This is a genomic window from Streptomyces sp. NPDC058092, from assembly GCF_042884935.1.
Classification (GTDB): domain Bacteria; phylum Actinomycetota; class Actinomycetes; order Streptomycetales; family Streptomycetaceae; genus Streptomyces.
This window is the reverse complement of sequence record NZ_JBHVSY010000017.1, coordinates 14708-26720: the sequence shown is the minus strand read 5'-3', so window position 1 is coordinate 26720 and position 12013 is coordinate 14708. Positions and strand designations below refer to the sequence as shown.

Here is a 12013-nt window from a genome sequence, read left to right as displayed (position 1 = left end):
CTACAGGCTCACGCCGACCGTCACGGGTTCGTTGACGAGCGTGACGCCGAATGCCTCGTGCACCCCTGCGACGACCTCACGGGCGAGCGCGAGGAGGTCCTCGGTGGTCGCGCCGCCGCGGTTGGTGAGCGCGAGGGTGTGCTTGGTGGAGATGCGGGCAGGCCCTGTGCCGTAGCCCTTGGTGAAACCGGCCTTGTCGATGAGCCAGGCCGCGGAGGTCTTGGTGCGTCCCCCGTCCGCCGGCCAGGCGGGGGGCGTCACATCGGGGCCGAGCCGGTTCCTGGCGCGGGCGAGGAACGCCTCGTGCTCCGCCTCCTCCAGGATCGGATTGGTGAAGAAGGACCCGGCCGACCAGGAGTCGTGGTCCTCCGGGTCCAGCACCATGCCCTTGCCGGCGCGGAGCCTGAGCACCGTTTCGCGGGCGGCCGCGACGGGCACGCGCTCGCCCTGCTCGACACCCATGGCGCGGGCTGTTTCGGGGTACTTCAGGGGCGCGGACAAACCGCCCGCTTCTTCCAGCTCGAAGCGGACACGCAGCACCACGAAGCGGTCGGGTTCAGCCTTGAAGCGACTGTGCCGGTACGAGAATGCGCACGCGGCGTTCGGGACGGTGACCGTTTCACGGGCGTACCGGTCGTAGGCGACGACCTCCGTGATGACGGAGGAGACCTCCTGACCGTAGGCGCCGACGTTCTGGATCGGCGTCGCGCCGGCGGAGCCCGGGATTCCGGCCAGGCATTCGATGCCCGCGAGACCGGCGTCGGCGGTGCGGGCGACGGCGTCCGTCCAGACCTCTCCGGCGGCCAGTTCCAGCGTCGTACCGTCCAGCGCGAAGCCCTTGGTCGCGATGCGCAGGGCGGTGCCGTCGAAGCCCTTGTCGCCGATGACGAGGTTGCTGCCGCCGCCGATGACGAGGAGCGGGGTGCCGCTCTCGTCGGCCTCGCGCACGGCGTCGATCACCTCGGCGTCGGTCGTCGCCGTGAGGAGGCGGGCGGCGGGGCCGCCGAGCCGGAAGGTGGTCAGGGGGGCGAGGGGCGCGTCGTGGAGTTCCTGCACGGGGACAAGAGTACGGTCCGTGGTCCCGCCGCTCGGGCGGGGCCACGGACCGTACGCACGGGGCCGTGGCTCAGGCAGCGACGGACAGGCGCTCCTCCGCCGTCTCGTCCGCCGTCTCCGGCGCCGGGCCCGAGGCGTGGCGGCGGCCCGGGATGAGCAGGGCGACCAGGGCGGCCAGCGCCACCACGCCGGCGCCTATCCACACCGCCGGAACGGTCCCGTCCGTGAAGGACCGCGCGGATTCGTACCCGCCCTGCGAGGAGAAGACCGTGGCGAGCACGGCGACGCCGAGGGCTCCGCCGACCTCGCGCAGGGCGTTGTTGGCGCCGGAGGCGATGCCCTGCTCGGCGGGGCGGACGCTGGACATCACGAGGCTGGCGGCAGGTGCGAAGTACATGGCCATGCCGACGCCGCCCACGATCAGACCGGGCAGCTGCGAGGCGTACGAGGCGTCGGGGCCGATGACCAGCGCGAAGAGGGCGAGGCCGGCTGCCTGGAGGCCGAGCCCGGCCACGACCACCGGGCGACCGCCGAAGCGGTCGGAGAGCGTCCCCGCGACGGGTGCGACCAGCATCGGCATTCCGGTCCAGGGAAGCATCCGCAGGCCGGCCTCGGTGGGCGAGTAGCCCAGCGCGCCCTGGAAGTACTGGCTGAGCAGGAAGATCGACCCGAACATCCCGAGGAACATCAGCAGGCCGGCCATGTTGATCCCGAAGAACGCGCGGTTGCGGAAGAGGCGCATGGGCAGCATCGGGTTCTTCGCGTGGAAGCCGTGGTGGATGAACCCGCCCACGAGCGCGGCACCGGCGACCAGGGCCGTGAGGACGGTGGGGCTGGTCCAGCCGTCGGAGTTGGCGCTGACCAGGCCGTAGACGATGCCGAAGAGTCCGCCGCTGACCAGGAGTGTGCCGGGGATGTCGAGCCGTGAGTCCGGCGCGTGCGACTCCGTCAGGCGCAGCCGCGCCAGCGGCAGCAGGACCAGACCGATCGGGACGTTCAGCCAGAAGATCCACTGCCAGGACAGGTGCTCGGTGAGGCTGCCGCCGATCAGCGGTCCGCTGGCCACGGCCAGTCCGGTGACGGCGCCGAAGATGCCGAGCGCGGCACCGCGGCGTGCGGGCGGCACGGCGGCCGTGAGCAGCGTGAGCGTCAGCGGCATCATGATCGCCGCACCCACGCCCTGGACGGCCCGGAAGGCGATCAGTTCGTTGATCCCGGGCGAGAGGGCGGCCGCGGCGGAGGCCCCGGTGAAGACGGTGAGCCCGGTGAGAAAGAGCCGGCGGCGGCCGAACCGGTCACCGAGGGCGGCCCCGAGCATCAGCAGGACGGCGAAGGTGAGGGTGTACGCGTTCACCGTCCATTCGAGCTCCGCCAGTTCGCCGCCGAGGCTCTTGCGGATGGAGGGCAGGGCGGTGGTGACGACGAGGTTGTCGAGGGCCGCCATGAATCCGGCGACGCTGGTGATGACGAGGGCCCAGACCGCTCCTGAGCGGCCTGTCGTGTGCTGGTTCACTGCTCCCCCTGGGGGTTAGTTATCAATGACTAACTTCTCTGGGCAGAAAACCGGGCAGAACCCGGGTCGCACTGTTCAGGCGATCGGCCTCGCCGAGTCATAGAACCCCGACCAGACCCTGTGACCGGCCGGGAACCCGAGCGAGGTCAGCGTGTTGACGAGCATGGCGTACGCGAGGAACGTCGTCGTCTCATTGACATCGGCGCCGAGCACGGGATGGATCTGGTCCCACATCTGCAGCCAGCCGGCGCGAGCCGACTCGCCGAACTCGTGATCCCCCGAGGCCTCGGCCGCCGCGACGGCCGCGTACATCTGCATCTGCATGAGCAGCTTGTCCGGATCGTCGACGATCAGACGCTGATACGCAGTGGCCATGGCATGAAGCGCCTCTTCGCCCTCAAGCCCTTCGGCCGCATCGGAGAAGACCTTCCGGGTGTCCGCGAGACAGCGGTCGGCGGCGGCGAGGAACATGGCCTGCTTGTTGGGGAAGAGGCGGAACAGGTACGGCTGCGAGACACCGACGCGCCTGGCGATCGCCTCGGTGGAGGTGGCGGCGTAACCGCCACGGGCGAACTCGGTGATCGCCGCACGAATGACGCTCTCACGCCGCTCTTCCGCACTCATCCTTGCCATGCCATGAAGTTAGTACTCAATCACTAACTTCGTCAACCGGTGCGCCGGGAAGGGCATGCGCAAGGGACGCGTAAGGGGCACCGCCCCATGGACAGTGCCCCTTACGCCACACTCAACGGCTTCAGCCGAGCCGCACCACGGCGCGGGACATGCCCAGCACCTTCTTGCCGTCACTCATGGCCGTCAGGTCCACCCGCACCTGATTGTCGTCCAGCAGGGCTGCCACCTTGGCGCTGACCTCGATCAGGGCGCCCTTGTCGTCGTTGGGCACGACGACCGGCTTGGTGAACCGCACTCCGTACTCGACGATCGCACCCGGGTCGCCGACCCAGTCCGTGACCACCCGGATCGCCTCGGCCATGGTGAACATGCCGTGCGCGATCACGTCCGGCAGTCCGACCTCGCGGGCGAACTTCTCGTTCCAGTGGATCGGATTGAAGTCACCGGAAGCGCCCGCGTACTGCACCAGCGCCGCCCGGGTCACCGGGAAGGACTGTGCCGGCAGCTCCGTACCGACCTCGACCGACTCGTACGCCACCTTCGCCGTCATCACGCCTCCTCGGCGGCGCGCGCCACCAGCTTCGTCCACGCGGTCACGACATGCTCACCGGACTCGTCGTGGACCTCGCCCCGGATGTCCAGGACGTCATTGCCCGCCAGGGACTTGATGCCCTCGATCGTCGACGTGACCGTCAGCCGGTCCCCCGCCCGCACGGGACGCACATAGGTGAACTTCTGGTCGCCGTGCACCACGCGGCTGTAGTCCAGGCCCAGCTGCGGGTCCTGCACCACCTGCCCGGCGGCCTTGAAGGTGATCGAGAAGACGAACGTCGGCGGTGCGATCACATCGCTGTGGCCGAGTGCCTTGGCTGCCTCGGGGTCGACGTACACCGGATTGGTGTCGCCCACCGCCTCGGCGAACTCGCGGATCTTCTCCCGGCCGACCTCGTACGGCGGGGTGGGCGGATAGGACCGCCCCACGAAGGACTGGTCGAGCGCCATGAGCTCGCTACCTCCTGGTGAAAGATGAAAGGGCCGAAGAACAGCCCCCATACAACGACACGAGGCCGCCCCCAGTGGGGACGGCCTCGTGTACGAGCCTGTTTCTAGCGCGTTTCGCGGTGCGCCGTGTGCGAGTTGCAGCGCGGGCAGTGCTTCTTCATCTCAAGACGGTCCGGGTTGTTGCGCCGGTTCTTCTTGGTGATGTAGTTCCGCTCCTTGCACTCCACGCAGGCCAGCGTGATCTTCGGGCGGACGTCGGTGGCAGCCACGTGAGTGCTCCTTGGACGGACGGATGGACGGATGAACGCAAAAAAGAGTAGCCGATCGAAGGACCGACCCCACAATCGGCTACCGTAAGTAGCGGTGACCGGACTTGAACCGGTGACACAGCGATTATGAGCCGCTTGCTCTACCGACTGAGCTACACCGCTTTGATGACGAGTCCCCCCGCCGAAGCGGGGTTTCCCGATCACCAGAGCCCCAATGCGGAATCGAACCGCAGACCTTCTCCTTACCATGGAGACGCTCTACCGACTGAGCTATTGGGGCGAGCGATGAAGACATTACACGGTCGGTCGCCGATCGCCCAAATCCGTTTCGAAGCCCCATCCGGCGCCCTTGATCGAGGCCCCGCCGATCCCTTGATCAGCCGCCTTCCGCCCGCCCGTCAGCCGCGCTCCGGCCCGCCCATCAGCGGCCTTCCCGTCCACCGTCAGCAGCTTGGTCAGCGCCTCGGCCGCCGCATGAGCCACTGCGCCCCCGCCGTACACCCGTGCCCCGGATACCTCTCAGGGCCACACCGGTACGACTATTTCGCTCCTCCTCGAACCGGGCGGAACACGCCCCTAGGCTCGTCCCACTCTGCGTGATCTTGTACCCCTTCCCAGGAGCGCGATGCCCGACAGCCAGCCGCGGCAGCCGGACGACCATGCCGCCGACGCGGCCGATGCGACCAGCAGCCACGACACCGCCGAGACCGGCGCCCTGGTGCTCTGCGGCGCCCGTCTCACCGATGGCCGCATCGTGGACGTACGGCTCGGCGGCGGCCGCATCGAGGCCGTCGGCACCGCGGGCAGCCTGACCGCCCCCGGCCCACAGGTGGACCTGCGCGGCTATCTGTTGCTCCCCGCCCCGGCCGAACCCCACGCCCACAGCGACACCGCGCTCACCGCCGACGGTACGGGCCCCGACACCACCCCGGGGCCCGTGTCGCACCGCCCCGAGGACGTCCAGCGCCGCGCCACCGAGGCCGCCCTGCTGCAGCTCGGCCACGGCGCCACCGCACTGCGCGCGCACGTGCGGATCGGCTCCGTCCAGGGCCTCGCCTCCCTCGAAGCCGTGCTGCAGGCACGCGGTTCGCTGCGCGGACTCGTCGAACTGACCCCGGTCGCCGTACCCGGCCTGCTCACCGGCGTCGCGGGCGTCGACAACCTGGCCATGCTCCGTGACGCGGTGAAGATGGGGGCCGGCGCGGTCGGCGGCTGTCCCGACCTCGACCCGGACCCGGCGGGGTACGCGGAAGCCGTCCTGGAGATCGCCGCCGAACAGGGCTGTCCCGTCGATCTGCACACGGACGGCGCCGATCCGGCCCGGCTCGGCCGGCTGGCCGCCATGGCCGGCGGGCTGCGGCCCGGCGTCTCCGTCGGCCCGTGCGCCGGCCTCTCCCTGCTCCCCTCCCAGGCCGCGGCCCGGGCCGCCGACCAGCTCGCCGCGGCCGGGGTGACGGTCATCTGCCTGCCCCAGGGCGGCTGTTGCGGGATGGAAGCCCGGGGCACCGCCCCCGTACGGCTGCTGCGTGCGGCCGGTGTGCGGATCGCGGCGGGCAGCGGGGCGCTGCGGGACATCGCGAACCCGGTGGGGCGCGGGGATCCGCTGGAGGCCGCCTACCTGCTTGCCTCGCAGAGCGGGATGCGCGCCGACGAGGCGTACGAGGCGGTGTCCTCGGTCGCACGGAAGGCGATGGGACTGCCCGGGATCCGGGTCGAGGCAGGCTTCCCGGCCGAGTTGCTCGCCGTACGCGGGGAGCAGCTCTCGGGCGTGCTGTCGCTCGCCTACAGCCGGATCGTGGTGCATCGCGGCCGGGTGGTGGCGCGGACGAGCGCGGTGCGCGAGTACTGCGACTCGGAGACCGTCTGGGCCCTCGGCCTGCCCCGCCAGGGACGGCCGGATTCCGATCCCTGCGGCGGGCCTTGAGCGCGGCGGCCCGTCGCGGCGTACCGTCGTGACCATGCGCATTGTCATCGCAGGTGGACATGGTCAGATCGCGCTGCGGCTGGAGCGGCTGCTCGCCGCGCGCGGGTACGAGGCCGTGGGTGTCATCCGAAATCCGGAACAGAGCGAGGATCTCCGGGCGGCGGGCGCCGAACCGGTCGTCCTGGATCTCGAATCGGCCTCCGTGGAGCAGGTGGCGGAGGTGCTGCGCGGCGCCGACGCGGCGGTCTTCGCGGCCGGTGCGGGCCCGAACAGCGGCTCGGCACGCAAGGAGACGGTGGATCGCGGCGCGGCGGTGCTGTTCGCCGACGCGGCCGAACGGGCGGGGGTACGGCGCTATGTCGTGGTGTCGTCGATGGGCGCCGGCCCCGATCACCCTGGAGACGACACCTTCGACGCGTACCTGCGGGCGAAGGGCGCCGCGGACGCGTACGTGCGCTCCAGGACCGCACTCGACTGGACGATTCTGCGCCCCGGGATGCTGACGAACGACGCGGGTACGGGGACGGTCCTCCTGGCCGCCTCGACCGGCCGCGGACCGGTGCCGCGCGACGATGTGGCGGCGGCGCTGCTGGAGCTGCTGGAGACCCCGGCGACGGCGGGGCTGACGCTGGAGCTCATCTCGGGGAACGTGCCGGTGTCGGTCGCCGTGAAGGACGTGGCGGGGAACTGAGCCGTTCCCGGCGGGGCGGTCCCCCGGCGGTCACGGCAAGGGGCCGCCGCCCCTGGTCAGCCGCGCGGTGCCGGGCGGACCGTGATGCCGTGGCGTTCCAGCAGGGCGGCGGTGACGCCGTCGCCCTCGCGGAGCTCGCCCGTGAAAGTACCGTCATAGACCGTGCCGCGCCCGCAGGAAGGGCTGCGTGGCATCAGCAGCGCCTCTGTGCACCCGGCCCCTCGCGCGGCATCCAGCGCTCGCCGGGCGCCGTCCACGAACTCCTCCGTCACGTCGTGCCCGGTGTCGTCGACGACGCGGGCGCGGCCGTCCAGCACGTCGTGGCCGTCGCCGCCGACGATCTCGGCGGGACGACGAGGGATGGGCAGTCCGGCGGCCACCTCGGGACAGAAGGCGACGGGGCGGCGGTCTCCGACAGCCTCGGCCACTGCGGCGGAGGCCTTGCCGCGGCCGTCGAAGCGGCAGGGCACACCGTGCAGACAGGCGCTGACCAGCACAGGTTCCATGTTCACGACCCTCGCAGTCGAAACCGCAGCACAAACCGCAGCAGAAACAAAGAAGGCCCCTGTCCTAGGACAGGGGCCTTACCATGTGGCGGCGCCAGGGTTCGAACCTGGGTAGGCTGAGCCGGCAGATTTACAGTCTGCTCCCTTTGGCCACTCGGGCACACCGCCAGGGATTGTTGCCGTGAGAACCGATTTTCGGCGGTGCTCCGTGGCAACGACCTAAACGATACCCGATGCCCGGGGGTGCTACGCCACTGGATTGATCAGCGGCCCGATCCGGCGTGGGTGGCTAGGCTTTGACCGGCGGCGCGGCGCCGACAGGCCCGCGACCGCCCGTATGCACCCCGTTTCCCAGCACCCCGATACAAGGAGCCACACGTCATGGCCGACTCCAGTTTCGACATCGTCTCGAAGGTCGAGCGGCAGGAGGTCGACAACGCCCTCAACCAGGCCGCCAAGGAAATCTCGCAGCGTTACGACTTCAAGGGCACCGGCGCCTCGATCTCCTGGTCCGGCGAGAAGATCCTGATGGAGGCGAACGGCGAGGAGCGGGTCAAGGCGATCCTCGACATCTTCCAGTCCAAGCTGATCAAGCGCGGCATCTCGCTGAAGTCGCTGGACGCGGGCGAGCCGCAGCTGTCCGGCAAGGAGTACAAGATCTTCGCCACGATCGAGGAAGGCATCTCCCAGGAGAACGCCAAGAAGGTGGCGAAGATCATTCGCGATGAGGGTCCGAAGGGCGCCAAGGCGCAGGTCCAGGGCGATGAGCTGCGGGTCAGCTCGAAGAGCCGCGACGATCTGCAGGCCGTGCAGGCGTTGCTGAAGGGCAAGGACTTCGACTTCGCCGTGCAGTTCGTGAACTACCGGTAGGTCCCCGGCGGGTCCTGTGCCTCCCGGCCGCGCGCCTTTCGGGTGCGGCGCGGGAGGCGCAAGGCCCGGATGCGATGTCCGAATACCGCCGGTCGCGGCGGCATGGGGGGCGCAGACTTGTCCGTGCCGGACGACGATCCCGTCGATTTCCGGCAGGACGGGCAAGGAGAGGGACCAGTCATGACCATGTACGCAACGGTCGACAGCCCGCTGGGTGAACTGCTGCTGGTCGGCAAGGCAGCCTCCGGCGCGGCCGGCGGGGTCGCGCTCGCCTCGCTCTCGCTGCCTGGCCAGAAGGGCGCCGCGGTCGTCCAGGACGGGTGGACCCACGCGCCGGAGGCCTTCACGGGCATCGCCGCACAGCTGCGGGAGTACTTCGAGGGGCGGCTGACCCGTTTCGACATCGTGTACGCGGACGACCGGGGCACCGACTTCCAGCGCCGGGTCTGGGCGGCTCTGGACACCGTCCCGTACGGGAAGACGGTCTCGTACGGGCAGATCGCCGAACGGATCGGTGCGCCCGGGGCCGGCGTGCGGGCCGTGGGGACGGCGATCGGGCGCAATCCGCTGCTGGTCGTGCGGCCGTGCCACCGGGTGATCGGCGCGGACGGGGCCCTGCGGGGTTACGCGGGTGGCCTGGAGCGCAAGGAACAGCTTCTGGGGCTGGAAGGCGCCCTGGCGGTGCGCTGACATGTCCGGGCTCTTTCCGAGGCCGCGGGCCGTCGTCGCGCCGGGGGCCGTGCACGTGCCCGAGTGGCTGCCGCCGGAGCGCCAACGGGAGTTGGTGGCCGCCTGCCGGGAATGGGCGCGGGGGCCCGTGCCGCTGCGGCACACGGTACTGCCGGGCGGCGGGGTGATGTCCGTACGGACGGTATGCCTGGGGTGGCACTGGCAGCCGTACCGGTACTCGCGTACGGCCGACGATGTGAACGGTGCCCGGGTCGCCGAATTCCCCGGCTGGCTGGCGTATCTGGGACGGGAGGCGCTGGCCGACACGTACGGGGACGAGGGTGCGGTCCGGACGTATGCGCCGGACACCGCCCTCATCAACTTCTACGACGACGCCGCACGGATGGGCATGCACCAGGACAAGGAGGAGCGGTCCGGTGCTCCGGTGGTGTCGATCAGCATCGGTGACACCTGCGTCTTCCGCTTCGGGAACACGGAGCACCGCGGAAAGCCGTACACGGATGTGGAGTTGGCCTCCGGCGACCTGTTCGTCTTCGGCGGGCCTTCGCGCTTCGCGTTCCACGGTGTGCCGAAGATCTGCCCGGGGACGGCGGATCCGGCCACAGGCATGAGTCGTGGCCGGCTCAATCTGACCCTGCGCGAGACCGGGCTGGACGCGCCGGGCCCGGGCGCTGACGTTCGTCAGCGACGTTCGCGGGAGTTTCCGAAGAGCAGCCGGTAGGCGATCAGCAGGACCAGCGAACCGCCGATGGCCGCGACCCAAGTGGCCGTGTCGTAGAAGTCGTTGGAGATGGGGCGGTCGAGGAAGCGCGACGATATCCAGCCGCCGAGGAAGGCACCGATGACCCCGATGAGGGTGGTGCCGACCAGGCCGCCCGGGTCGCGGCCCGGGAGCAGGACCTTGGCGATGGCGCCGGCAAGCAGTCCGAGAATGATCCAACCAATAATGCTCATGCGTGCGAACCTACCCGTCACTCGTTCCTGGAATCCAAGACGTTCCTGCCGGTCGGGCGGTTGCGGTGCGTGGTCCGCGATCCGGGGTTCGCGGTGGCGGGCGGGCCGTTCCCCGCTCGCCCATGGGTCATACGCGGGCGCTGAAATCCGGCCAGGGTGCCATCTCGGCCCCTTCGTCCTCGGACTCCTCGCAGTACCACGCGGTGCCGTCCAGCCAACTGCGGAGCCACTGGGCGAGGTCGGGCTGATCCACGTACCAGGCGCGCTCCGGCTCGTCGGCGTTCGGCTCGAAGAGCAGCACCGTGGTGTGTTCACTGCGGCAGTCCACGCAGGAGTACATCCCGCACCCCAGGCTGCATATCGGCAGTACGCCCTCCGGCCACGGCCACCCGCCCTCCTCGGTCGCGGCCCGGCGGTGCGCGAGATACTGCGCGACGACGGACTCCTCCCCGTTCGGGCCGCGGTCGCCGATCAGCGGCATCAGGCCGTACTCCGGTCCGAAGCCGCCGTTGGCGATCCGGGTGTACAGCGCGGTGAGCAGCGGCGGCAGGGTGAAGCCGAGGGCGGCTTCGGCCCGCTCGACGGCCTCGGCGGGCAGCGGGGCGGGGAGGGGCTGCTTCTCCCGGCCCGGAGCGGTGTGTACGGACTTCTCCGCGGCTGCCAGCAACTGCTCGATGTCGTTCATGGGTTCATGGTGGACGACGGCACTGACAATCGCCGTCGGCGCGTGAATCCGGGGGCCGCGATCGCCCCTCCTGCTTCACTCCGGTTACGGCTCTCGGCGTCCGGGCCTGATACTGGCACTGAGCAGGGCCGGCGAACGAGCGAGACGGAGCGCAGAGATCATGAAGCCTCTTCAGTTGATCCTCAACATCCTGTGGGTGGTGTTCTGCGGCTTCTGGATGGCCCTCGGCTACGCGGTCGCGGCACTCATCTGTTTCATCCTCATTGTGACCATCCCCTTTGGCATCGCCTCCCTGAGGATCGCGGGCTTCGTCCTGTGGCCCTTCGGCCGGACCACCGTGGAACGGCCGGACGCCGGGGCACCCTCGTGCGTGGGCAACGTGATCTGGCTCGTCTTCGCCGGCTGGTGGCTCGCGCTGGGGCACCTGCTCACGAGCATCCCGCTGTTCGTGTCGATCATCGGCATCCCCTTCGGCTGGGCGAACCTGAAGATGATCCCCATCTCCCTCATGCCGCTGGGGCGAGAGGTGGTCACGACCGACGAAGCGTTCGGAGCCCGGTGACGTCCAAGATCTCGCGCCGGCGGGGCACAGGGTCTCTCTCGTTCGGATCATGAGGGGCCCGCGGGGCCTGGCACTGGGCCTCGCGGCGTGACACAAGTCCCTTGATGCCGATGATGCCGAGTTCGTTCCGCTCCGTCAGGAACTCCCGGAAGAGGGGGGAAGAACGGTGAGGCAGACGTCGTAAGGCATCTCGCCCCGGGCGAGTCCCGGATCGTCAGCATCGATGTTCTGTATGCCCGAGTCGAAGCCGGTCAGGAGCACGACGGCCTCGGCGGGCGGCCATGCACCGGTCCGGGGTGGAGCGGGCTGCACCCCCGATTCGGGGGACGGCTCCGCTGCGCACGGCCCGGGCCGTGAGGAGACTTGATCACGTAAACGAGGCTGCTCCGCACGAGGACGGCCGGTCACTTCTCAGCACAGGAGACTCCCCCTCATGAAGGCCCTGCTCTGGATTCTGTTCGTAGCCGCTTGCGCCGCAGCCGTCTACTTCACCAACTTCGGGGACCTCACCGGCACCACGTCGATCCTGGCCCGGGTTGCGAGCGCGGTCGTCGCGATCGGCTCCGGAGTCGGCCTGTGGATGGCGCGGAGCAAGGACGCCGCATAGGCCCTGTGCGGCGGGCCCGGCCGGAGCGACGGCTCACATCGGTCCAGCGGG

At 69.9% G+C, this 12013-nt stretch carries 16 protein-coding genes and 3 tRNA genes; 7 read left to right on the top strand and 12 right to left on the bottom strand.

Features of this window, described 5'->3' with window-relative positions; all coding sequences use genetic code 11:
* The 8 genes from ACFVV1_RS25775 to ACFVV1_RS25740 all read right to left on the bottom strand — a co-directional run bounded on the left by ACFVV1_RS25775 (window position 1) and on the right by ACFVV1_RS25740 (window position 4753).
* Window positions 1–1056: a UDP-N-acetylmuramate dehydrogenase gene (locus ACFVV1_RS25775; protein WP_389993490.1), complete on the bottom strand. Its 1056-nt coding sequence runs from the start codon at window positions 1054–1056 to the stop codon at window positions 1–3.
* Window positions 1057–1126: 70 nt separating this feature from the next.
* Window positions 1127–2569 carry an MFS transporter gene (locus tag ACFVV1_RS25770; protein ID WP_389993487.1) on the bottom strand — a complete coding sequence of 481 codons (1443 nt, stop codon included), beginning with the start codon at window positions 2567–2569 and terminating at the stop codon, window positions 1127–1129.
* Window positions 2570–2644: 75 nt separating this feature from the next.
* A complete protein-coding gene (locus tag ACFVV1_RS25765) occupies window positions 2645–3193 on the bottom strand; it encodes a TetR/AcrR family transcriptional regulator (RefSeq protein ID WP_389993805.1) in 549 nt (182 codons plus the stop codon).
* Window positions 3194–3323: 130 nt separating this feature from the next.
* Complete coding sequence (locus ACFVV1_RS25760) at window positions 3324–3752, bottom strand: MaoC family dehydratase (protein ID WP_389993484.1); 429 nt, start codon at window positions 3750–3752, stop codon at window positions 3324–3326.
* Window positions 3752–4204 carry a MaoC family dehydratase N-terminal domain-containing protein gene (locus ACFVV1_RS25755; RefSeq protein ID WP_384451985.1) on the bottom strand — a complete coding sequence of 151 codons (453 nt, stop codon included), beginning with the start codon at window positions 4202–4204 and terminating at the stop codon, window positions 3752–3754. Before ACFVV1_RS25755 ends, ACFVV1_RS25760 begins: the two co-directional genes overlap by 1 nt.
* 104 nt (window positions 4205–4308) lie before the next feature.
* Complete coding sequence (gene rpmG / locus ACFVV1_RS25750) at window positions 4309–4473, bottom strand: 50S ribosomal protein L33 (protein WP_003956487.1); 165 nt, start codon at window positions 4471–4473, stop codon at window positions 4309–4311.
* A gap of 89 nt (window positions 4474–4562) precedes the next feature.
* Window positions 4563–4635 (bottom strand) — tRNA-Met (locus ACFVV1_RS25745).
* A gap of 45 nt (window positions 4636–4680) precedes the next feature.
* Window positions 4681–4753: transfer RNA gene (locus tag ACFVV1_RS25740), tRNA-Thr, on the bottom strand.
* A 345-nt stretch (window positions 4754–5098) separates the two neighbouring features.
* Between ACFVV1_RS25740 and ACFVV1_RS25735 the strand changes: the two genes are divergently transcribed.
* The gene (locus tag ACFVV1_RS25735; protein WP_389993481.1) at window positions 5099–6397 is read left to right on the top strand and encodes an amidohydrolase family protein; all 1299 of its coding nucleotides are present in this window, start codon (window positions 5099–5101) and stop codon (window positions 6395–6397) included.
* 34 nt (window positions 6398–6431) lie between these two features.
* A complete protein-coding gene (locus ACFVV1_RS25730) occupies window positions 6432–7088 on the top strand; it encodes an SDR family oxidoreductase (RefSeq protein ID WP_389993478.1) in 657 nt (218 codons plus the stop codon).
* A 56-nt stretch (window positions 7089–7144) separates the two neighbouring features.
* On the opposite strand, the gene ACFVV1_RS25725 is transcribed toward ACFVV1_RS25730, so the two are convergent.
* Both ACFVV1_RS25725 and ACFVV1_RS25720 read right to left on the bottom strand, forming a co-directional pair.
* The gene (locus tag ACFVV1_RS25725; protein ID WP_389993475.1) at window positions 7145–7594 is read right to left on the bottom strand and encodes a DUF523 domain-containing protein; all 450 of its coding nucleotides are present in this window, start codon (window positions 7592–7594) and stop codon (window positions 7145–7147) included.
* A gap of 86 nt (window positions 7595–7680) precedes the next feature.
* Window positions 7681–7762 (bottom strand) — tRNA-Tyr (locus ACFVV1_RS25720).
* A 213-nt stretch (window positions 7763–7975) separates the two neighbouring features.
* Between ACFVV1_RS25720 and ACFVV1_RS25715 the strand changes: the two genes are divergently transcribed.
* The 3 genes from ACFVV1_RS25715 (at window position 7976) to ACFVV1_RS25705 (ending at window position 9875) form a co-directional block, all read left to right on the top strand.
* Window positions 7976–8464: a YajQ family cyclic di-GMP-binding protein gene (locus ACFVV1_RS25715; RefSeq protein WP_389993473.1), complete on the top strand. Its 489-nt coding sequence runs from the start codon at window positions 7976–7978 to the stop codon at window positions 8462–8464.
* 180 nt (window positions 8465–8644) lie between these two features.
* Window positions 8645–9154: a methylated-DNA--[protein]-cysteine S-methyltransferase gene (locus ACFVV1_RS25710; protein ID WP_389993470.1), complete on the top strand. Its 510-nt coding sequence runs from the start codon at window positions 8645–8647 to the stop codon at window positions 9152–9154.
* Window position 9155: 1 nt separating this feature from the next.
* A complete protein-coding gene (locus tag ACFVV1_RS25705) occupies window positions 9156–9875 on the top strand; it encodes an alpha-ketoglutarate-dependent dioxygenase AlkB family protein (protein ID WP_389993467.1) in 720 nt (239 codons plus the stop codon).
* Here ACFVV1_RS25705 and ACFVV1_RS25700 read toward each other — a convergent pair.
* Complete coding sequence (locus tag ACFVV1_RS25700) at window positions 9836–10108, bottom strand: GlsB/YeaQ/YmgE family stress response membrane protein (protein ID WP_389993464.1); 273 nt, start codon at window positions 10106–10108, stop codon at window positions 9836–9838. The two genes, ACFVV1_RS25705 and ACFVV1_RS25700, sit on opposite strands and share 40 nt — an antisense overlap.
* Before the next feature lie 127 nt (window positions 10109–10235).
* Complete coding sequence (locus ACFVV1_RS25695) at window positions 10236–10793, bottom strand: SMI1/KNR4 family protein (RefSeq protein WP_389993461.1); 558 nt, start codon at window positions 10791–10793, stop codon at window positions 10236–10238.
* 160 nt (window positions 10794–10953) lie between these two features.
* On the opposite strand from ACFVV1_RS25695, the gene ACFVV1_RS25690 reads away from it, so the two are divergent.
* A complete protein-coding gene (locus ACFVV1_RS25690) occupies window positions 10954–11355 on the top strand; it encodes a YccF domain-containing protein (protein ID WP_389993458.1) in 402 nt (133 codons plus the stop codon).
* A 433-nt stretch (window positions 11356–11788) separates the two neighbouring features.
* Window positions 11789–11962, top strand: coding sequence for a hypothetical protein (locus ACFVV1_RS25685; protein WP_389993455.1), 174 nt, complete (start codon window positions 11789–11791; stop codon window positions 11960–11962).
* The last annotated feature ends 51 nt before the right edge of the window (window positions 11963–12013 follow it).

Bases quoted from the DNA above. Each gene is read 5' to 3' on its own strand.
- ACFVV1_RS25765 (WP_389993805.1), bottom strand. From the start codon at position 3,193: ATGAGTGCGGAAGAGCGGCGTGAGAGCGTCATTCGTGCGGCGATCACC.
- ACFVV1_RS25690 (WP_389993458.1), top strand. From the start codon at position 10,954: ATGAAGCCTCTTCAGTTGATCCTCAACATCCTGTGGGTGGTGTTCTGC.
- ACFVV1_RS25705 (WP_389993467.1), top strand. From the start codon at position 9,156: ATGTCCGGGCTCTTTCCGAGGCCGCGGGCCGTCGTCGCGCCGGGGGCC.
- ACFVV1_RS25695 (WP_389993461.1), bottom strand. From the start codon at position 10,793: ATGAACGACATCGAGCAGTTGCTGGCAGCCGCGGAGAAGTCCGTACAC.
- ACFVV1_RS25715 (WP_389993473.1), top strand. From the start codon at position 7,976: ATGGCCGACTCCAGTTTCGACATCGTCTCGAAGGTCGAGCGGCAGGAG.
- ACFVV1_RS25685 (WP_389993455.1), top strand. From the start codon at position 11,789: ATGAAGGCCCTGCTCTGGATTCTGTTCGTAGCCGCTTGCGCCGCAGCC.
- ACFVV1_RS25755 (WP_384451985.1), bottom strand. From the start codon at position 4,204: ATGGCGCTCGACCAGTCCTTCGTGGGGCGGTCCTATCCGCCCACCCCG.
- ACFVV1_RS25735 (WP_389993481.1), top strand. From the start codon at position 5,099: ATGCCCGACAGCCAGCCGCGGCAGCCGGACGACCATGCCGCCGACGCG.
- ACFVV1_RS25710 (WP_389993470.1), top strand. From the start codon at position 8,645: ATGACCATGTACGCAACGGTCGACAGCCCGCTGGGTGAACTGCTGCTG.
- ACFVV1_RS25760 (WP_389993484.1), bottom strand. From the start codon at position 3,752: ATGACGGCGAAGGTGGCGTACGAGTCGGTCGAGGTCGGTACGGAGCTG.
- ACFVV1_RS25725 (WP_389993475.1), bottom strand. From the start codon at position 7,594: ATGGAACCTGTGCTGGTCAGCGCCTGTCTGCACGGTGTGCCCTGCCGC.
- ACFVV1_RS25730 (WP_389993478.1), top strand. From the start codon at position 6,432: ATGCGCATTGTCATCGCAGGTGGACATGGTCAGATCGCGCTGCGGCTG.
- ACFVV1_RS25700 (WP_389993464.1), bottom strand. From the start codon at position 10,108: ATGAGCATTATTGGTTGGATCATTCTCGGACTGCTTGCCGGCGCCATC.